Source organism: Clostridium subterminale (genome assembly GCF_039521425.1).
Classification (GTDB): Bacteria; Bacillota; Clostridia; order Clostridiales; family Clostridiaceae; genus Clostridium_J; species Clostridium_J subterminale.
This window is the reverse complement of sequence record NZ_BAAACI010000001.1, coordinates 714,456-734,406: the sequence shown is the minus strand read 5'-3', so window position 1 is coordinate 734,406 and position 19,951 is coordinate 714,456. Positions and strand designations below refer to the sequence as shown.

The window sequence follows — 19,951 nt, the reverse complement described above, 5'->3', positions numbered from 1 at the left end:
AATAAGTGTTTGTTAATATGTAGGTATGGAAGATAATATGAATGCGGAGGTAATAAAATGGAACCTTTAAAATTAACTAATTCAGTTCATTGGGTTGGGGTTAATAATCCTGAACTTAGAGTGTTTGACATAATAATGGAAACACAAATGGGAACTACATATAATTCCTATTTAATTGAAGATGAAAAGATAACTATAATTGATACAGTTAAGGATGGATACTTCGAAAAATATTTAAAAAATATTAAATCTATTATTGGAGATAAGAAAATAGATTATATTGTAGTACAACATACAGAACTTGACCATAGTGGTTCATTAAAGGAACTTTTAAAGGAATACCCAGAAGTGCAGGTTGTTGGATCAAAGGCGGCAATAAGATATCTTAAAGGAATTATAAACATGGATTTTAAAGCTTTGGATGCTTCAGGAGATCTATCTATAGGAAGCAAGACTTTAAGATTCATAAATGCGCCAAATCTTCACTGGCCTGACAGTATATTTACTTACTTAGTAGAAGAAAAGACATTATTCACCTGTGATTTTATGGGGTGCCATTATTCACCTAATGGATGCATTACTGATAGTTGTTCTGGCAACTATGAAACTGAAATGAAATATTATTTTGATGTTATTATGGGACCTTTTAAAAGATTTGTTAATATGGCCCTAGATAAGATTGAAAATATAGAAGCTGAAATTATTGCACCTAGCCATGGCCCAGTTCATATTGACGATAGAGAGTATTATAAAAATTTATATAAAAGTTGGGCTAAGGAAGAGGCTATTGAAGAAAAAAACATTCAAATATTTTATATTTCAGCCTATGGAAATACAGAAAAGGTTGCAAATTGCCTAAAGGATGCCATTGAGAGAAGGGGAGTCAAGGCTGGAGTTCATGAAATTACAACTACACCTTTAGGAGAACTTGTATCTCTTGTAGATAGATCAAGTGGTATACTGATAGGTTCTCCTACAATAAACCAAGATGCAGTAGAGCCAGCTTGGAATTTACTTGCTCATGTTAGTGCAATTGTAAATCGTGGTAAAATTGCGGGTGCTTTTGGATCCTATGGTTGGAGTGGTGAAAGCGTTCCTATGCTTACAGAAAGATTAAAGAGCCTTAAATTTAATGTAATTGATTCAGGCTTTAAATTTAACTTTGTACCAAGTGAAGAAGAACTTAAATTAGCAGATGAATTTGCTGGCAACTTTCTTGGAATGTTAAAATAATTTATAGAATTAAAGTAAATTAAGTTTATAATAAAAGATTATGGTATATTATTAAGGTATGAGATATAATATTTAATATTATATTCCATGCCTTTTTTCATAGTTAATATAAAATACATACTTAATAATATGTTTACATGAAAGATTTTATTAAGGAATAGGCTATAGATAAAAAATATGGTAAAATGTAAGAAAACTGAGAAATTTCATTGCATTTTTATAGGAGTGATTATATTGAAGTGGTTAAATAATTTAGAGAGAAAATATGGCAAGCATGCCATTCATGGGTTGATGAAATACATTGTAGCAGCTAATTTGGCTGTGTTTTTATTAAGTACCATAAGCCCAGGTTTAGAAGAAAACTTAATGCTAATACCTGAGGCAGTAATGGCAGGTCAAGTATGGAGGATATTTACCTTTATTTTAATTCCACCAGCAACCAGTGCCTTTTGGATACTATTTACCCTTTATTTCTATTATATTATAGGCATGGGATTAGAACAGGCTTGGGGAAGCTTTAAATTTAATATATATTATTTAGTAGGGATGATTGCTACTATAATTGTATCCTTAGTTGGAGGAAGTCCTGCTACAGGAACCTTTATAAATTTAACTTTATTTTTAGCCTTTGCATCTATATATCCTAATCATGAGGTTTTATTATTTTTCATTTTACCTGTTAAGATGAAATATTTAGCCATTTTTGATGCAGTGCTTTTGGCACAACAGTTTATAATGGGTGGCGTTGGAATAAAACTCATGATTCTTGCATCTTTAGCTAACTACTTTATTTTCTTTGGAAAAGACTTTATAGAGTTATTTAAAACTAAGAAGAAAGTTAAGAAGAATAAGGAAAGATTTAAGGTCATAGAGATGAAGGATTATGTACGTCATAGATGTACTGTATGTGGAATAACTGAAAGAGATGACCCAAATATGGAGTTTAGATATTGTTCAAAATGTAGTGGACATAAGGAATATTGCATGAATCACTTGAAAAATCATGAACATATTAATGATTAGTAGTTTATCCGATGACTACCTGCTCTAAGACTCCCATCTTCTTCAAAGTGTGAGTAAAGAGTAGCTACGTTCCTAGATAACGATTTACCCTAAAGGACAACGAGTTCTAAGTATCGAAAATACTGATACTTAGAATTCTGTTAGTAAGCTTCAGTGGGAGAAAAAAAAGCCTCTGAAGCAAAGAACTCTGTTTATAAAAAAATTTAAGGGATGTATCAAAATTATAGGTTCACTGTTATAGGTTAGCTAAATTTTGAGGCAGCCCTTTTAATTAGTACATATGAAGGAGGAAAATCTATGAGATATGAAGGTGCAGTTTATAGGCCACCTAGTGAAGGAAGAAGTTTAATAGTTCAGGCTACCATTGGTTGTTCTCACAACAAATGCAGTTTTTGTAATATGTATAAGGCAAAGCAGTTTAGAATGAGAAATCTAGAAGAGGTAATTGAGGATTTAACTTGGGCTAGAGAGAAATATAGATATATAGAAAAAATATTTATTGCTGATGGGGATGCCCTTATCATGCCTACTCATATACTTATTACTATTTTAGATAAAATTAAAGAGTTATTTCCAGAATGCAAAAGCATTACTGTGTATGCTAGTCCAAAATCTATTTTGCTTAAAACAGAAGAAGAATTAAAGCTTTTAAAAAGCAAGGGATTAAATATGGTATATCTAGGCATAGAAAGTGGAGATGATGAGATTTTACTTAAGGTAAATAAGGGAGCAACTGCAAAGGAACTTATAGAAGCTGGTAGAAAAATTAAGGATAGTGGAATTAAATTATCATGTACTCTAATTAGTGGCTTAGGTGGGGGAGAGAACTGGAAAAATCATGCTCTGAACTCTGCAAAAGTTATAAATGCCATAGATCCAGATTATTTGGGACTTTTGACCCTTATGACTCCTGAAGATGCACCTATATATGAAGAGATACAAAAGGGAAACCTTATACTTTTAAATCCTATACAAGTAATGGAGGAAGTATATCACCTTGTTAAAAATCTTGAACTTACAAATTGTATATTTAGGAGCAATCATGCATCAAACTATGCACCACTAGCAGCAGTCTTAGGAAAAGAAAAGGAAAGATTACTTTCGGATATAGAAGGCTTTTTAGTAGGGCAAAATAACTTTAAACCAGAATATTTTAGAGGGCTTTAATAATATTGAAATAAAGCCCTCCCTTTGCTATAATTATTACGATAAGTAGCATTGAAAAATGTAAACCATTACCTAATGAAAATGAAATATTAATGTACTATTTATATTTAAAACAGTCTATTAAGGAAGGATGTTAATAATGAAAAATACATACATAAATATTCTTAAAAGAGAAGTTATACCAGCGTTAGGGTGTACGGAGCCTATAGCTCTTGCTCTTGCAACAGCGAAATGTAGTCAAGCTTTAGGAGGAGTTCCAGATAAAGTTACAGTTCTTGTTAGTTGTAATATTCTTAAAAATGGTATGGGAGTAGGAATACCAGGTACAGGAATGGTTGGATTAAATATTGCAGCAGCCCTTGGAGCTATAGGTGGTAATGCGGAGGCTGGATTAGAGGTTTTAAAGGATGTTACTAAGTCAGATATTGAGAAATCAAAGGAATATATAGCAGATGGCAAGGTTACAATAGACCTTACTAAAGCACCGGAAAAACTATATGTAGAGGTTATTGGACATAGGGGAGATGATAGCTCTTCTGTAATAATTAAAAATAAGCATAATAATATAGTTTTAATTACAAGAAATGAAGAGATATTATTTGAAATAGAAGAGGTTAAGGCAGTAAGTACTGAGGATAATGGAAATGAGGAACAGTTATCTGTTAAAGATATATATGAATTTATAAAAAATGTACCTTATGAGGATATAGAGTTCTTAATGGAAGGTATAGAGATGAATCGTAGAGTTTCAGAGGCTGGAAGAAAAGAAGAATATGGACTTAAAGCAGGAAAGATTTTATTGGATGGAAAGAACAGTAAGATGTTTGCAGATTCTCTTCAAACCTATGCTATGGGATTAACGGCTGCAGGTGTTGATGCTAGAATGGATGGATGTACACTGCCAGTAATGAGTACAGCAGGTAGTGGAAACCAAGGCTTAACAGCTACTTTACCTGTAATTGCAGCGGCAGAAAAACTAGGCGTTAGTGATGATACTTTAGTTAGGGCAGTAGCACTTAGTGATCTTATAACTATTCATGTAAAAAGCTTTATAGGAAGACTTTCAGCTCTATGTGGATGTGGAGTTGCAGCTTCAATTGGAGCTAGCTGTGCCATTGTTTATATGCTAGGAGGAGAACTATGTGCTATAAATAAAGCTATAAAAAACATGGTGGCGGACGTATCTGGTATGGTCTGTGATGGAGCAAAACCAGGATGTGCTCTTAAAATTTCTACGGCAGTAGGTACATCAGTACTATGTGCAGCCCTTGCAGTAGAAGGAGTAGAAGTTTCATCCCATGATGGAATTGTTCATGAGGACGTAGAGAGAACTATAAAGAACATGGCAGATTTAGGGGTAGTTGGTATGGCTGATGCAGATAGAGTTATACTTAACTTAATGATGTGTAAATAAAGAAATAAATTAGTAAATCAAGCTTCTAATGAAAGTGTAGAAATAGATGTATAATCATTTTTGTATCGGTATGTATTGCTTAGCAATTTTCATACCGTTTTTTTTGTTGAACTGTTGTCAGCCTAGAAAAATTTATATATAATTTATTATAAGGAAATTATTTGAATATTATATAAATAAAATTTTTTGGGTGAGGATTATATTATGACGTATAATGAAATGAAGTTAAAAATGAGAGATGGAAAAGAGATTTATTTATACAAGTGGGAGTTAGATGAAAGTGTTAAGCCTAAGGCAGTTATACAACTTATCCATGGTATGGCTGAATATGGTAGCAGATATGATAGATTTGCAAAGGAATTAGTAAAGGATGGATTTATAGTTTATGCTGATGATCATAGAGGTCATGGAAAATCCGCAGAAAGCTTAAGTACTTTAGGGTATATTAGTGATAATGATGGATTCCATGATATGGTTCATGATCAATATGAAATAAATAATCTTATAAAAAAGGAAAACCCGGGGCTGGATGTTTATATTTTAGGACATAGTATGGGGTCTTTTATAACTCAAAGGTATATGGAGATATATGGAGATACAGTTAAGGGTGTAATTTTATCAGGAACTGGTGGAAAGCCTAGTTCTACAATGAATATGGGTATATTTTTGTCAAAGGTTATAATGAATCTTAGAGGTAGAAGAGCTAGTGGAAGGTTAATGGATGATTTAGGTTTTGGAAATTATAATAAGCTAGTAGAAAATCAAAAAACTAAATATGATTGGTTAAGTAGGGATGAGGATGAAGTGGAAAAATATATTCTAGACCCATATTGTGGAGGAGTGTTTCCAGTATCCTTTTTCTATGATTTTTTAAGGGGAATGAAGGCCATTCACAAAAAGGACAACCTTGCCGGAATACCGAAGAATTTATTTATAACCATGATTAGTGGTGATAAGGATCCAGTAGGAAACTATGGGAAGGGAATATTATCTCTAGTTAACACCTTTAAAAGTTTAGGCATTAAAAATTTAAGTTATAAGTTATATGAAGGCGGAAGACATGAAATATTAAATGAGATAAATAGAGATCAGGTTACAGAAGATATTAAGGAATGTTTAAATAGCTGGGTTCAAGGTGATAATTATATTAGCAATGAAGTGACCTACACTGGTACCTTCATTGAAGGTAGTACTTTAAGTGAAAATTAGGCATTTGAAAATAAATAACAAGTCAAAGATGGGAAGTATATTTTGAATTATTTATTTTTTGAAGATGCCTTAAGCTATATTATAGATAAGTTAGTAATATAAACCTTAAGATTATCTCTGGTTTGACATATCAATCATTACAATATAGAATAGATAGAGTTGTAGTTATTTGAAATTACTATGGTATATTCGATGACTATCAGCTCTAATACTCCCATCTTCTTCAAAGTGGGAGTAAAGAGCTGTTACGTCCCTGGATAACGATTTCTAAAGCTTCAGAGAAGCTAAGAACTCTGTTTATAAGGAAATTAAGGATTGTTTACCATGGTAAAGGGAATGACTGCTTTATGGAAAGATGTTACTTAATTTGGAGGAATGATTATGTCAAAAACCATAGAATATAAAGATCTAACTGGAGACTATGTCCTTGTTGATGTGAGAAGTACAGGGGAATATAATGAAGCTACTATTAACGGAGCGGTAAGTATTCCTCTTTTTAATGATGAAGAAAGAGCACTTATTGGAACTATATATACTAGAAAAAGTACTGATGAAGCAAAGAGAGTAGGAGTAGAGACAGTATCTAAAAAACTTCCTTATATATATGATAAAATTCATGAATTAGAAAAAGAGCATAAAAATGTAGTACTTTTTTGTGCTAGAGGTGGCATGAGAAGTGCCTCTATTACAGATCTTTTAGGTGCTCTTGGCATGAGAGTTAGTAGAATTAAGGATGGATATAAAGGATATAGAGCTTTCATTAATGAACAGCTACCTAAGGTTAATGAAAAAGTCAACTATATAGTACTTCATGGTAATACAGGAGTTGGAAAAACTGAGATTTTAAAAAAGCTTAGAGCTGATGGCTATGATGTATTGGACTTAGAAGGCTGTGCTAACCATAGAGGTTCAATATTAGGTGCTGTAGGTCTTGGAGATGGTACTAGTCAAAAGCAGTTTGAATCTAATGTCTATGAGGAGTTAAAGGCAGTTAAGGGTAAATATGTTTTCATTGAAGCAGAAAGTAGAAGGATAGGGAAGGTTTTAATTCCAGAATATATACATTCTGACATGAAAAATGGATTTCATATTTTTGTAGATGCACCCTTAGATTTTAGAAGTAAGATAATAATTGATGAGTATACTAAAAGTAATAGTTGTAATGAAGAAATTTGTGATGCTCTAAGAAGATTAAAGAAACACATCAGTGAAAAAAATATAGAAATTTATTGTGATATGGTTAATAATGATCAGTATGAAGAAGTGGTAAAGGAACTTATGGTAAAGTACTATGATCCACTATATACTCATAGCTCTGATAAGTATGAATATGATAAAAAGCTTATGATAAACTCCATAGATGAAGGAGTAGAAGAATTAAAAAGCTTTATAAATAATTTAAAATGTGAAGAATAAACAGGATTCTGAATAAAATATGTATATTAAGTAAAGCTTATAATTAATGTTTATGGGACTTTCGTAAAATAAACTAATCTAAATGAACGTTGAGGATGTACTTATAATATTAAAGCACATGCTAACCGTTCTATATAAGATTAGTTATATATTTTACGAAAAACCTACTAGAACAGTAATTGTAAGCTTTTTTGTATAAAGGTTTAATTATATTATAAAAATTGTAGGAAATAAATCTTTATTAAAGATAAAATAAGAACGTTTGTTTTACAATTTCAAGAAAAAACTTTACTACTTAGGAATAAAGTTATACAATAACAAATGTAACTCAACTTTTAAGGAGGGATAACATGGCAGAAAAAGAGAATAATAGAGGTACTTATGAAGTTACAGATCTCACATCTCTCGAGAAATTAGAGCCAGTAAGAGTTAGGCCTGGAATGTACATTGGATCAACAGGGACTAAAGGTTTACATCATTGCATATGGGAAATACTAGATAACTCTATTGATGAAGTTGCCAATGGATTTGGAGATAAAGTAATAGTTACTTTAAATAAAGATAAAACTGTTACTATTGAAGATAATGGAAGAGGAATACCTACAGGTATACATCCTGTTAAGAATAAATCTGGAGTGGAGATGGTTTATACAGAACTTCACACAGGAGGAAAATTTAACAATAATAACTACAAGACCTCAGGAGGACTTCATGGAGTTGGAGCTGCTGTTGTAAATGCGCTGTCTAAGTGGTTAGATGTAGAAGTTAAACAAAAGGGGAATATTTATTTACAGAAATTTCATTATGGATACGACAAAGAACTCAAAAGGGACATGCCGGGAACTCCAGCTACACCTTTGAAAGTAATAGGAAAATCTAATGAAACTGGAACTAAAGTAACCTTTTTAGCGGATAACGGGATTTTTGGGAATGTAGATTATAGGTTTGAAATAATTGATGAGAGATTAAAGGAACTTTCCTTCCAAAACAAAGGAATTACATTAATTCTTAGAGATGGTAGGAAGGATGAAGTAGAAGAAAAGGTATATCATTCTGAAAGAGGTCTTTTAGACTTTATAGATTATTTAAATGAAAGCAAAACTGTGCTTCACAAGGAGCCAATAATTTTTCAAGGAGAAAGAGAAATTAATGGACTTATGGTATCAGGAGAAATATGCATACAGTTTACAGACTCCACTACAGAATATATTGCTAGTTATGTAAATAATATTCCTACTAAGGAAGCTGGTACCCATGAAACAGGATTTAAGACAGGGATGACTAGAGCCTTTAAGGAAGGTAGTAGAAAGTTAAATCTTTTAAAGGAAAAGGATAAAGATTTTGAAGGAGACGATATTAGAGAAGGTATGACTGCCATTGTAAAGGTAAGAATTACAAATCCGGTCTTTGAAGGTCAAACTAAAACTAAGCTAGGAAATGTAGAGGCATATTCTGTAATGAATGAGCTTGCCTATACTAAGCTAGGAGAATGGATAGAAGATAATAAAGAACTAGCTACAGTAGTTATTAATAATGCAATTTCAGCTGCAGCTAGAAGAGAAAAAATTAAAAAAATTAATGAAGCAGAGAAGAAAAAGATAGGAAATGGAACTGCACCACTAGCAGGAAAAATAGCTGTCTGTACTTTAAAAGACAGAGAATACACTGAATTTATAGTAGTGGAGGGAGATTCAGCGGGAGGTTCTGCAAAACAAGCAAGGGATAGACGGTTCCAAACCATAATGCCTTCTAAGGGTAAGATTATGAATACGGAAAAGCAAAAACTAGAAAATGTTCTTGCTAGTGAAGAGCTTAGAATTTTTAATACTGCCATAGGAACTGGAGTTTTGGAAAACTTTAAAGCAGAAGAATTAAAGTATGGAAAAATAATTATACTAAGTGATGCCGATGTGGATGGATATCATATCAGAACCCTTTGGATGACTTATGTTTATAGATATATGAGACAACTTATTCAAAATGGAAATTTATTTATTGCTTTACCACCTCTTTATAAGGTTTATAAAACCACTAAAAATGGTGAGGTTAGCAAGTACGTTTATAATGGTGAAGAACTAGAAAAGGCTAAGAAAGAAATTGGTAAGGGTGCTTTGATTCAAAGATATAAAGGTCTAGGAGAGATGAATGCAGACCAACTTTGGGATACTACATTAAATCCAGCTACTAGAACTCTTCAAAGGGTAACCATTGAGGATGCCGCCAAGGCAGAAAAGATGGTATCTCTATTCATGGGAGATGTGGTAGAGCCAAGAAGAAATTACATGTACAATCACGGTGAATTTTAGGAGGTGTTACTATGGCAAAGAAAAAGGAAGCAATTCCAGTAGATAATAATATTATAGATGTTTCTATAGATGAGGCTATGCCAGAGAACTATCTCCCTTATGCTGTAGAAGTATCAAAGGATAGAGCTCTTCCAGATGTAAGAGATGGATTAAAGCCTGTTCATAGAAGAATTTTATATGGAGCATATGTGTTAAAGGCTTTCCCAGATAAGCCTTACTATAAATCTGCTAGAATAGTTGGAGATATTTTAGGTAAATATCATCCCCATGGGGATTCTTCAGTTTATGATGCTATGGTTATTTTAGCTCAAGATTTTAGTACTAGAAAACCCCTTATAGATGGTCATGGAAACTGGGGTTCTATAGATGGAGATAGTGCAGCTGCTATGCGTTATACTGAGGCGAGGCTTGCCCCTATTGCCATGGAGATGCTTAAGGATATAGATAAAGATGTAGTAGATATGATGGATAACTATTCTGACAGTGAAAAGGAGCCAAGGGTATTACCAGCTAAATATCCAAACCTTTTAGTTAATGGAGCCTTTGGTATAGCTGTAGGTTTAGCTACAAATATTCCACCGCATAATTTAGGTGAGGTTATTGATGGAGCCATTGCCTATGCAGATAATGAGGATATTACCACTAGAGAACTTATGGAATATATAAAGGGACCTGATTTACCTACTGGTGGAATTCTAATGGGAAAGGATTCTTTAGTTTCTGCCTATGAAACTGGAGAAGGGAAAGTGGTATTAAGAGCCAAAACTCATTTTGAAACCTTGGAAAATGGTAGACTTGGTCTTGTTATTACAGAGTTTCCTTATAGAAAAAATAAGGCTAAGCTTCTTCAAGGCATTTCTGATTTAACAGGGGATAAAAAGCATAGTAAGGCTGTAGAATCCATTGCAGATATTAGAGATGAATCCGATAGAAATGGTATTAGAGCCGTTATAGAATTTAAGAAGAATACTGCAGAGGAAACTGCAGATAGAGTACTTAAATATCTATTTAAGAGAACGGAGCTTCAATGTAATATATCCTTTAATATGGTGGCTCTAGCTGGTGGAAAGCCAAGAACAATGGGCCTTAAAACCATAATTAAATACTATATAGAACATCAAAAGGAAGTTGTTACAAGAAGAACAAGAAGAGAGCTAGAAATAGCAGAAAAGAGATTCCACATTGTAGAGGGCTTTATTAAAGCCATTGGAATCATGGATGCGATAATTAAGACTATTAGGGCATCTAAATCTAAAAAGGATGCAGGAGAAAATTTAGTAAGTCAATTTGGCTTTACTTATCCTCAATCAGAAGCTATTTTAGAGCTGATGCTTTATAGACTTACAGGTCTTGAAATTAAGATATTCCAAAAGGAACATAAAGAATTAGAGGCTAAAATTAAGGGCCTTAAAAAGGTATTAGGTAGTGAAAAGGAACTTATTAATGTTATTAAAAAGGAGCTTTTAGAGGTTAAGGAAAACTATGATGATCCAAGAAGGACTACTATTTTAGAGGACGATAGTGACGCTAAAATTGAGCTAGAAGAACTTATAGTAGAGGAAGATGTGGTAGTAACCATGTCTAATGATGGATATATTAAGAGAACTTCTTTAAAATCCTTTATTAGAACTACACAAAATACTGAGGATATAGAGTATAGAGAGGGAGACTTTAATAGATTCTTTTTTGAATGTAATACTAGAGATTCCCTATGCATTTTCACTAACCAAGGAAATATGTATCAATGTAAAGTTGGAAATTTAATCGAGTTTAAGTGGAGAGATAAGGGTGAGAGAATTCAAGGATTTATTAGAACTCTAGACTTAGATAAAGAAGTTATAGTTAATGCCTTCGTAGTAAGTGATTTTTCCCTTTCTAAGGATGTGATTCTTATAACATCTAGAGGCTTTATTAAGAAAACTGAACTAAGCAAGTTTATTACTAATAATTCAAGGCTTCAAGGTATTAAACTTAAAAAGGATGAAGAATTAATAAGTGCTGAGTTAGTAGAGAAAGATAGAGAAGAAAGATTTATAGATCTAACTACGGACAAGGGATTAAACTTCATAGTAGAGGAACCTAAGGTAGAGCCAGTGGATAGAGGTATAGTTGGAAAATCTATAATTAGTTTAACAGATGGAGACAGTATAACTCAGTGTAACTATGTAAATGAATTTAACTATAAAGAATTCTATATAACTGTTAATAAAAAAGGACTTTTAAAAACTTCTAGTAGAAAAAGCGGAGAGCCAGTTATCACTACATCAAACTCTAGTAGTGAGTTATTCCTATTTACAGCTCATGGAGATCTATTTAAAATATCAGCCTTAATGATACAAAACATAGATAAAAAGGGTATTGAACTGGAAAAACTATTTGAAGTTTATAATTCTAAGGATCAAGTAATTGCAATAATATCTGTGGATATGAAATCAAGTTCTAAAGAAAGTTTTTACTTCTTTACAGAAAAGGGTGTAGTAAAGAAAACTAGTATAGAAGAATTCTTAGGTGATTATACTCATAGCTCCGGATATAAATTTAAAACTCCAGATGATAAGCTGATTAAAGTGGAGCTTGAAGCTGAAGAAGGTGAAGGATTACTCTTTACAAGAAAGGGTATGTGCCTAAAATTTGATTTAGAAACCATAAATATTATGGGTAAAAATGCCAGTGGAGTTATGGGGATTAGTTTAAAGGATGATGACAAAGTTATTTTTGCAAAGGCAAGAAGTGGTGCAATTTCAAATAAAAATAATGAGTTATGTGTAGACTTATTTGAAGAAAATCTTAAAATAACTACAAATAATAGGCAAGAGAAGATAGTGGAATTAGGAGCCCTACCAATTCAAAATAGAGCTGGTAGAGGTAAAAATGTAATTGTATTTATGGATGATGACTTTATTCAGCAGGTAGAGCTAGTTAAGTAGTAGAAGTAAAGTGGGGAAAAACATGGATAAGGTAATTTTAAAACATGGAGTTAAGTTGCTCTATGAAAGAGTTCCAGGGAATATAACTTCTTTTACCATAGGTCTTGAAGCTGGAGCTAATAGTGAAAATTCTAATAGCATGGGTATTGCCCATGCTGTAGAGCACATGGTATTTAAGGGCACTCGCAGTAAAAGTGAGAAGGAAATTAATGAGCTATGCAATGAGTATCTAGGGTTTCATAATGCTATGACTAATTATCCCTATGTGGTTTACTATGGAAGTTCCTTAAAGGAAGATTTTAAAAATGCTTTTAGTATATATTTTGATATAGTTTTTAATCCAGCTTTTAGAGAAGAAGGCTTTAAGGAAGAAATGGCAGTTATCCTAGAAGAGCTTAAGGAGTGGAGTGATGATGTAGTTCAACACTGTGAAGACTTTTTATTCTACGAAAGCTTTGAAAAAAGAAGAATAAAGGAGTTAATCATAGGTAGAGAAGACACTATAAAGACTCTAACCTTAGACCATATTAGGGAGTATCATGAGAAGTTTTATGCTCTAGATAATTGTGTAATTTCTGTAGTAACATCTTTAGGAGTAGATGAAATTCTTGAAATTATTGAAGGTGAAATAAAATCCATGAAAAGAGCAAAAACTTATTTAAGAGATAAAACCAGTGAAATAGTTCCAATGGCTAAAGGTCTGGAAGTAGAGGCTTTTTCTCTTTATGAGAATCCAAAAGAGGGTACGTTTATAGAAGAGAATCTATCGATAAATGGATGTAAGCTCCAATATATATTTCCAATTCATAGTCTAAGTGAAAGGGAAGTCACCTTACTTCAATTATTTAATGAATATTTTGTAGGGGGCACTAGCTCCTTGTTATATGATGAAATCAGAACTAAGAGAGGGTTAGTCTATGATATTCAAGGGAATGTTAAGGGAGAGAAGGGCATAAAACTGTATACCATAACTTTATCCACTTCTAAGGGAAATATTGATTTAGTTAGGGCGATAATTAAAGAAAATATTAGTAGGGTAAAAGCTTCAAAGGGTATATTCACTGAAGACTTCTTTAGAAAATATATAAAAAGTCAAAATCTAAAGAGGATGTTAGCTATTGAGAAATCCATAGTTTTATCCATGCACCTAACTGTCTATGAAATAATGCACAGTGGTGGAGACTTACTTTTAAATGAGTTTTATAGCCTAAGTAATTGCACAGAAGAAGAAATGCTTAGTGTCATAAATAAAGTATTTATCAATGAAACCCTGGGAATCATAAGAAACTAAATAGGAAAGAGGTTGTCTCAAAATAAGTTGAATCTTGAATTAATGTTGAGTTTGCCCTGTATTATAATAATATTACGGCGCAAGCTCACATTTTATAAAGATAGGCGAATTATTTTTAGACAACCTTATTTTTTATTAAAAATATGATATGATAGGAGAAAAGCTAAAATAGAATTGACGGTAGAGTAAAGGTAAGGTGATTTGGTGAAGACTGTTTGGAAAGAGAGTCAGTGCTCTATGGAGGTTTTAAAGGAGTTACTTAGCTATATAAAAGTTACTCCTATTACTCTTAGGGTACTTATGAATAGAGGAATAGATACTAAGGATAAGGTGGAGGAGTTTTTAAATTCTTCTTTGAAGAAGATGCATAATCCTTATCTTATGAAGGATATGGATAAGGCTATAGAGATTATGGTAGATGCTATAAATAATAAAGAAAAAATAATTGTCTATGGAGATTATGATGCAGACGGTGTTACTAGTACTGCTATTCTTTATAAGGCCATAAAGAACTGTGGTGGAATAGTAGATTATTATATACCTCACAGGGAAAATGAAGGCTATGGTATGAGCGTTTCTAGAATAGAGACTATAGCGGAGGAAGGTTTTGACCTTATAATAAGTTGTGATAATGGGATTTCGGCTATAGAAGAGGTGAGAAGAGCTAAGGAACTTGGATTAAAGGTGATTATTACAGATCACCATGAGCTTCCCTTTGAGGAGATAGATGGAGAAAGAAGGGTGGTAGTTCCAAGTAGTGATGCCCTTATAAATCCTAAGCAGGAGGATTGTAATTATCCTTTTAAGCTTTTATGTGGAGCTGGCGTGGCTTATAAGTTTTCTTTAGCTTTATATGGAGCCATGAATATGGGAAATAAGAATACTGATGATCTTCTAGAGTTAGCTGCCATTGGTACTATATGTGACGTGGTAGACTTGATGGATGAAAATAGAATCATTGCCAAGGGAGGGCTAAAGATACTTTCTAACACAAAAAATTTAGGATTAAAGGCTTTAAAACATATAATTGATATAAAAGATGAGGTAACTTGCTACAATGTGGGTTTTAACATTGGACCTTGTATCAATGCTACAGGAAGGTTAGAAACAGCTCAGCTTTCTTTAGATTTACTGCTTTGTGAAGATATGGGTCAAGCTGTGGACATAGCTACAAAGGTATTTAATCTTAATAAAGAAAGACAAGACCTTACCACAGAAAGTGTAGAACAAGTTTGCGCTGATATAGAAGGATCTTCCTTAGTGAATGATAGAGTGCTTGTAGTATATAACCAGCATATACATGAGAGTATTGCAGGAATCGTGGCAGGAAGAATTAAAGAAAAGTATGGGAAGCCAACCTTTATTTTAACCAAGGGAAAAGAAATGCCAAAGGGCTCAGGTAGGTCCATTGAAGAATATAATATGTTTGAAGAAATGCTAAGGTGTAAAGACGTTTTAAGTAAGTTTGGTGGACATCCAATGGCGGCAGGACTTTCCATTGAAGAAAAAAATATTTCAAAGTTTAGACAGCTATTAAATGAAAACTGTAATTTAAGTGAGGAGGACTTAGCTTCAAAAATGAAAGTAGATTCTCCGATAAAGTTAAGCTATGTAACAGAACAGGTTGTGCAAGAATTTAAATTATTAGAGCCTTTTGGAAAGGGAAATCCAACACCAATTCTTCAAGCAAATAGAGTTTTAGTTGCAGATATAAGATTTTTAGGCAGTGAATACCAACATGTTAAGTTTAGATTTAATAAGGATGCTACTAATAACATGATAGATGGGCTATATTTCAATAAAAGAGATGAAGTTATTGAAATTCTAAAAGATGTCTATGGCGATGAATATGGAGATATTGGAAATGGATATATAAGACCAAAGGGTCTATTTTTGAACATATTATTTCAGCCAGATATAAATGAATATATGGGAAGAAGAAGTGTACAGTTAAAACTTAAAGATATAAAATTAAATTAATAAGGAGATGCACCTATAAGGTGCATCTCCTATTTTTGGGTTTACTTACTATTAAATAATTTATTTAGATATTAATATATCCTATAAATTTCTTTCGTAAGCTTCAACCATTTTTTTAACCATTTGTCCGCCGATTGATCCAGCTTCTCTAGAAGTTAAATCACCGTTATATCCTTCTTTTAGGTTAACTCCAACTTCTTGAGCTGCCTCCATCTTAAATCTGTCTAAACCTGCTTTAGCTTCTGGTACTAATAATCTACTTTTGCTTGTCATTTTATATTCCTCCTCCAATAAATTAGTAGAAGTCAACAAACATATTAATGTAAAACTCTTATTATTTAAACAAATTTTGCTAACTTCTTAAATAATAAATTTACCAACATGCTACTTACAAATGTTTAATTATAGATTTCTTTCGTAAGCTTCAACCATTTTTTTAACCATTTGACCACCAACTGATCCAGCTTCTCTAGAAGTTAGGTCTCCATTATATCCTTCTTTAAGATTAACTCCTACTTCTTGAGCAGCTTCCATTTTGAATTTGTTTAAACCTTCTTTAGCTTGAGGTACTGCTGGTTGATTAGAATTATTATTTGCCATGTAATTTCACCTCCTTTTCTTTGATAATAGTATTGTACCCGGATATAAGAAGATTATTTAAGAGAATGGGTGGCAACATATGAAAGATTATGAGTAATTACCTTTTATTGTATATTATTTGTTTTTATATAAATTTCTCATTTTATATTTACATTTATCTTCATATGTGGCATAACTTAATAAGGAGCATAATATATCTAATATAATATAAAAAAGTTATATAGTAATAACATTATTTTTAGCTTTAGTGAGTATACATATACTTAGCTAAGGCTTAGATATTTTTCTTTGAAATATTTCAAAGAAATTAATGCTTTTACTATGTTAATTTTAGGAGGACTTTTAAATTGAGTAACAAAAAAATCATTATGACTGGTGGAGGAACAGCTGGACATGTAACTCCAAATATCGCACTTATGCCCAAGCTTAAGGAGCTTGGATATGAAATTCAGTACATAGGTACTGAACATGGTATAGAAAGAAAACTTATAGAAGCAGAAAAAATAAAATATCATAGTATATCTAGTGGTAAGTTAAGAAGATATTTTGATGTAAAGAATTTTACAGATCCTTTTAAGGTGATTAAAGGGGTTTTTGAAGCGAAGTCAATTATAAAAAAAGAAAAACCGGACATAGTTTTTTCAAAGGGCGGATTTGTATCGGTTCCAGTGGTGTTAGGAGCATATTTTAATAAAATACCAGTTATAATACATGAATCAGATATTACACCAGGTCTAGCAAATAAAATATCCATGCCTTATTCAACAAAGATTTGTGTTACCTTTGAAGAGGCTATGGAGCATGTTAATAAAAAGAAAGCTGTACTTACAGGTTCACCAATTAGAAGTGAACTATTTAAAGGTAGTAAAATAAAGGCTAAAGAATTTTGCAACTTCAAAGATGATAAGCCGGTGATTTTAGTTACTGGAGGTAGTTTAGGTTCAAGAATTATAAATGAATGTGTTAGAGAAGCACTACAGGACATACTTAAAACTTTCAATGTAATACATCTATGTGGAAAAGGTAATTTAGATAAAAGCTTTAATGTAGTTGAGGGATATGCTCAGTTTGAATATATTAAGGAACAGTTATCAGATTTAATGCAATTAGCAGACATAGTAATTTCTAGAGCTGGATCTAATACTATATTTGAACTTTTAGCTTTAAAGAAACCTAATATTTTAATACCACTATCAGCTAAGGCAAGTAGAGGAGATCAAATATTAAACGCTAAGTCATTTAATAAATCTGGCTACAGTAAAGTTATTGAAGAAGAAAACTTAAATGCACTGACTCTTTTAGAAGCTATTGAAGATGTTGATAGAAATAAAGAAACATATATAAAAAATATGAGTAAAAGCAAACAAAGGGACAGCCTTGTAAAAATAATAGACTTAATAGAAAGCTGTAAAAGAAAATAAGAATAATAAAATTAATGTAGAGCATGTACTTATATTATTATCGCTCAGCCGTTTCGAAGCATTGATTTACTAAAAGGATTTATTCAAGTTAAAATCTACAACACAACAACTCGTATGCACTCAAACAAGTTGTGTTGCTTACGATTTTACCATTCATAAATCCTAAGTAAATCTAAGGCTCCTACAAATGGCGTTCGCTAACAATAATATTAAAGTACATGCTCTACATTTATAAAAATTATTATAGTATATACATAGAAAATACCTGAAACCCGCACTATGGCAACAACTATTTAACTAGTTAAATAGTTTTATAGTTAAATATAGAAAATTTTCCCTATATAAATAGTTATATAGGGGTATTTTTATATATGGAAATAGGTAAAAATTTAAATATATAAATAGTTCATACATAAACCTGTGGTATTAGTGAATAATAGTAATTAAACTAAAGAAAGATAGGAGAAGTGTTGATGGAGATAAAGTTAAAGTTTTTGGGAGCTACTAGGTGTGTTACAGGTTCAAGTCATTTGCTTACTGTTAATGATAAAAAAATACTTTTAGATTGTGGATTATTTCAAAGTAATGATTTAAAGACTTATAGTAATGATATATTGAATGTAGATCCTAAGGAAGTTGATTATATTGTGTTATCTCATAGTCATGTGGACCATAGTGGAAGAATACCGCTTTTGTTTAAGTTAGGATTTCAAGGGAAGGTTATTTGTACTGAGCCTACTAAGGATTTATGCGGGTATTTATTGAAGGATGCTGCTAGGATTCAACAGGAGGAAACTTATTTTGAAAATCTTTCTAGACATGGTAAGGGGGTTAAAGCTCTAACTCCTTTATATGATGAAGAGGATGTGGAATTAGCTCTAAAAAATTTTTATACCTATGGATATAATGAGGAAATTCTTTTGGAAGAGGATATAAAAGTTATTTTTAGAGATGCTGGGCACATATTAGGTTCCGCGATATGTGAAATTTTAATCAAAAATTGTGGTGAAAGTTGGACTAAATTGATATATACTGGAGATATAGGAAATATTAATAGAGATATTTTAAATAATCCATCAAAGGAACTCCATGGAGATTTTTTAATTGTTGAAAGTACTTATGGAGATAAAATGCATGAAGAAAAAGATAATTATTCAAAACTCCTAGAAATTGTAAAGGATATCATGGATTGTAATGGGAATTTAATAATCCCCTGTTTTTCACTAGGAAGAACCCAGGAGATTATATACATGTTAAATAGCTTTATAGAAAGTGGACAGGTGAAAGATTGTAATGTCTATGTAGATAGCCCCTTAGCATCAGAAATTACCAAAATATTTAGAAAATATGAAGAATACTTTGATAAGGAAGCGAAGGATCTTATAAAAAAAGGTGATGATCCTATGAACTTCAAAGGACTACATTTTATAGAAAATAGTGATGATGCAAAGAAGGTTTATGAAGTTAAATCAAAATCTATAATTATTGTAGCTGGAGGAGTTTATGATGGAGGAAGAATAGCTAAGCATTTAAGAAATAATCTTCCTAGGCCAGAGTGTGGAATATTAATTACATCTTATCAAGGAAACAAGAGTATTGGGAGTAAATTATTAAAAGGAAATAAAAGAATTAAGCTTAATGGTGAAACTATAGAGATTAAAGGAAAAATCTATTATATGGATGGATTATCAGGTCATGCAGATAAGGTAGGATTATACAACTGGGTAAACAGTATGAAGGAAAAACCTAAAAAAATATTTCTAGTTCATGGTGAAGGAAGGAATCTTGAATCCTTCACAAACAAATTAAAAAGCGAAAATTATTCGGTGATTACACCGGATTTTTTGGATGAATTTGCCTTAAAAATTAATTAAAAAGTTAACAAAGCCTGTTGATTTTAAGGGTTGAATTTTGACAAAATTGAGGTATAATTTAAATGTAAGACCATGTTAAAGATTACCAAG

Annotated in this window: 14 protein-coding genes; 12 read left to right on the top strand and 2 right to left on the bottom strand. The window is 32.0% G+C overall.

Features of this window, described 5'->3' with window-relative positions; translation table 11 throughout:
- Positions 1–57: 57 nt before the first annotated feature.
- From ABDZ93_RS03770 to recJ, 10 genes are all read left to right on the top strand, one after another.
- Entirely contained in the window at positions 58–1,233 is a 1,176-nt protein-coding gene (locus tag ABDZ93_RS03770) for an FprA family A-type flavoprotein (RefSeq protein ID WP_343823774.1), read from the top strand.
- Positions 1,234–1,458: 225 nt separating this feature from the next.
- Positions 1,459–2,256 (top strand): rhomboid family intramembrane serine protease, encoded by a 798-nt coding sequence (locus ABDZ93_RS03765; protein ID WP_343824521.1) that lies wholly within the window; start codon positions 1,459–1,461, stop codon positions 2,254–2,256.
- A gap of 297 nt (positions 2,257–2,553) precedes the next feature.
- Positions 2,554–3,423: a radical SAM protein gene (locus ABDZ93_RS03760; RefSeq protein ID WP_343823773.1), complete on the top strand. Its 870-nt coding sequence runs from the start codon at positions 2,554–2,556 to the stop codon at positions 3,421–3,423.
- Between the two features lie 139 nt (positions 3,424–3,562).
- A complete protein-coding gene (locus ABDZ93_RS03755) occupies positions 3,563–4,837 on the top strand; it encodes an L-cysteine desulfidase family protein (protein ID WP_343823771.1) in 1,275 nt (424 codons plus the stop codon).
- 204 nt (positions 4,838–5,041) lie between these two features.
- Positions 5,042–6,046, top strand: coding sequence for an alpha/beta hydrolase (locus ABDZ93_RS03750; RefSeq protein ID WP_343823769.1), 1,005 nt, complete (start codon positions 5,042–5,044; stop codon positions 6,044–6,046).
- A gap of 381 nt (positions 6,047–6,427) precedes the next feature.
- On the top strand, positions 6,428–7,462 hold the full coding sequence (mnmH, locus tag ABDZ93_RS03745; protein WP_343823767.1) for a tRNA 2-selenouridine(34) synthase MnmH: 1,035 nt from the start codon (positions 6,428–6,430) through the stop codon (positions 7,460–7,462).
- Positions 7,463–7,812: 350 nt separating this feature from the next.
- Complete coding sequence (locus ABDZ93_RS03740) at positions 7,813–9,768, top strand: DNA gyrase/topoisomerase IV subunit B (RefSeq protein ID WP_343823765.1); 1,956 nt, start codon at positions 7,813–7,815, stop codon at positions 9,766–9,768.
- An 11-nt stretch (positions 9,769–9,779) separates the two neighbouring features.
- Positions 9,780–12,695 (top strand): DNA topoisomerase IV subunit A, encoded by a 2,916-nt coding sequence (locus ABDZ93_RS03735; RefSeq protein ID WP_343823763.1) that lies wholly within the window; start codon positions 9,780–9,782, stop codon positions 12,693–12,695.
- Positions 12,696–12,717: 22 nt separating this feature from the next.
- Positions 12,718–13,986: a M16 family metallopeptidase gene (locus ABDZ93_RS03730; protein WP_343823761.1), complete on the top strand. Its 1,269-nt coding sequence runs from the start codon at positions 12,718–12,720 to the stop codon at positions 13,984–13,986.
- 237 nt (positions 13,987–14,223) lie between these two features.
- Complete coding sequence (gene recJ / locus ABDZ93_RS03725; protein WP_425544754.1) at positions 14,224–15,966, top strand: single-stranded-DNA-specific exonuclease RecJ; 1,743 nt, start codon at positions 14,224–14,226, stop codon at positions 15,964–15,966.
- Between the two features lie 81 nt (positions 15,967–16,047).
- Here the strand turns inward: recJ and ABDZ93_RS03720 are convergent, their stop codons facing one another.
- Together ABDZ93_RS03720 and ABDZ93_RS03715 are read right to left on the bottom strand one after the other, a co-directional pair.
- Positions 16,048–16,239 (bottom strand): alpha/beta-type small acid-soluble spore protein, encoded by a 192-nt coding sequence (locus ABDZ93_RS03720; protein ID WP_035129176.1) that lies wholly within the window; start codon positions 16,237–16,239, stop codon positions 16,048–16,050.
- 129 nt (positions 16,240–16,368) lie between these two features.
- Positions 16,369–16,566, bottom strand: coding sequence for an alpha/beta-type small acid-soluble spore protein (locus ABDZ93_RS03715; RefSeq protein ID WP_343823758.1), 198 nt, complete (start codon positions 16,564–16,566; stop codon positions 16,369–16,371).
- 347 nt (positions 16,567–16,913) lie between these two features.
- Between ABDZ93_RS03715 and ABDZ93_RS03710 the strand changes: the two genes are divergently transcribed.
- Together ABDZ93_RS03710 and ABDZ93_RS03705 are read left to right on the top strand one after the other, a co-directional pair.
- A complete protein-coding gene (locus tag ABDZ93_RS03710; RefSeq protein WP_343823756.1) occupies positions 16,914–17,987 on the top strand; it encodes an undecaprenyldiphospho-muramoylpentapeptide beta-N-acetylglucosaminyltransferase in 1,074 nt (357 codons plus the stop codon).
- Between the two features lie 473 nt (positions 17,988–18,460).
- A complete protein-coding gene (locus ABDZ93_RS03705) occupies positions 18,461–19,861 on the top strand; it encodes an MBL fold metallo-hydrolase RNA specificity domain-containing protein (RefSeq protein ID WP_343823754.1) in 1,401 nt (466 codons plus the stop codon).
- Positions 19,862–19,951: the final 90 nt, after the last annotated feature.

Excerpts from the sequence above, each read along its gene's own strand:
- ABDZ93_RS03770 (WP_343823774.1), top strand. The coding sequence starts at position 58 with ATGGAACCTTTAAAATTAACTAATTCAGTTCATTGGGTTGGGGTTAAT.
- ABDZ93_RS03760 (WP_343823773.1), top strand. The coding sequence starts at position 2,554 with ATGAGATATGAAGGTGCAGTTTATAGGCCACCTAGTGAAGGAAGAAGT.
- ABDZ93_RS03755 (WP_343823771.1), top strand. The coding sequence starts at position 3,563 with ATGAAAAATACATACATAAATATTCTTAAAAGAGAAGTTATACCAGCG.
- ABDZ93_RS03750 (WP_343823769.1), top strand. The coding sequence starts at position 5,042 with ATGACGTATAATGAAATGAAGTTAAAAATGAGAGATGGAAAAGAGATT.
- mnmH (WP_343823767.1), top strand. The coding sequence starts at position 6,428 with ATGTCAAAAACCATAGAATATAAAGATCTAACTGGAGACTATGTCCTT.
- ABDZ93_RS03740 (WP_343823765.1), top strand. The coding sequence starts at position 7,813 with ATGGCAGAAAAAGAGAATAATAGAGGTACTTATGAAGTTACAGATCTC.
- ABDZ93_RS03735 (WP_343823763.1), top strand. The coding sequence starts at position 9,780 with ATGGCAAAGAAAAAGGAAGCAATTCCAGTAGATAATAATATTATAGAT.
- ABDZ93_RS03730 (WP_343823761.1), top strand. The coding sequence starts at position 12,718 with ATGGATAAGGTAATTTTAAAACATGGAGTTAAGTTGCTCTATGAAAGA.
- recJ (WP_425544754.1), top strand. The coding sequence starts at position 14,224 with ATGGAGGTTTTAAAGGAGTTACTTAGCTATATAAAAGTTACTCCTATT.
- ABDZ93_RS03720 (WP_035129176.1), bottom strand. The coding sequence starts at position 16,239 with ATGACAAGCAAAAGTAGATTATTAGTACCAGAAGCTAAAGCAGGTTTA.
- ABDZ93_RS03715 (WP_343823758.1), bottom strand. The coding sequence starts at position 16,566 with ATGGCAAATAATAATTCTAATCAACCAGCAGTACCTCAAGCTAAAGAA.
- ABDZ93_RS03705 (WP_343823754.1), top strand. The coding sequence starts at position 18,461 with ATGGAGATAAAGTTAAAGTTTTTGGGAGCTACTAGGTGTGTTACAGGT.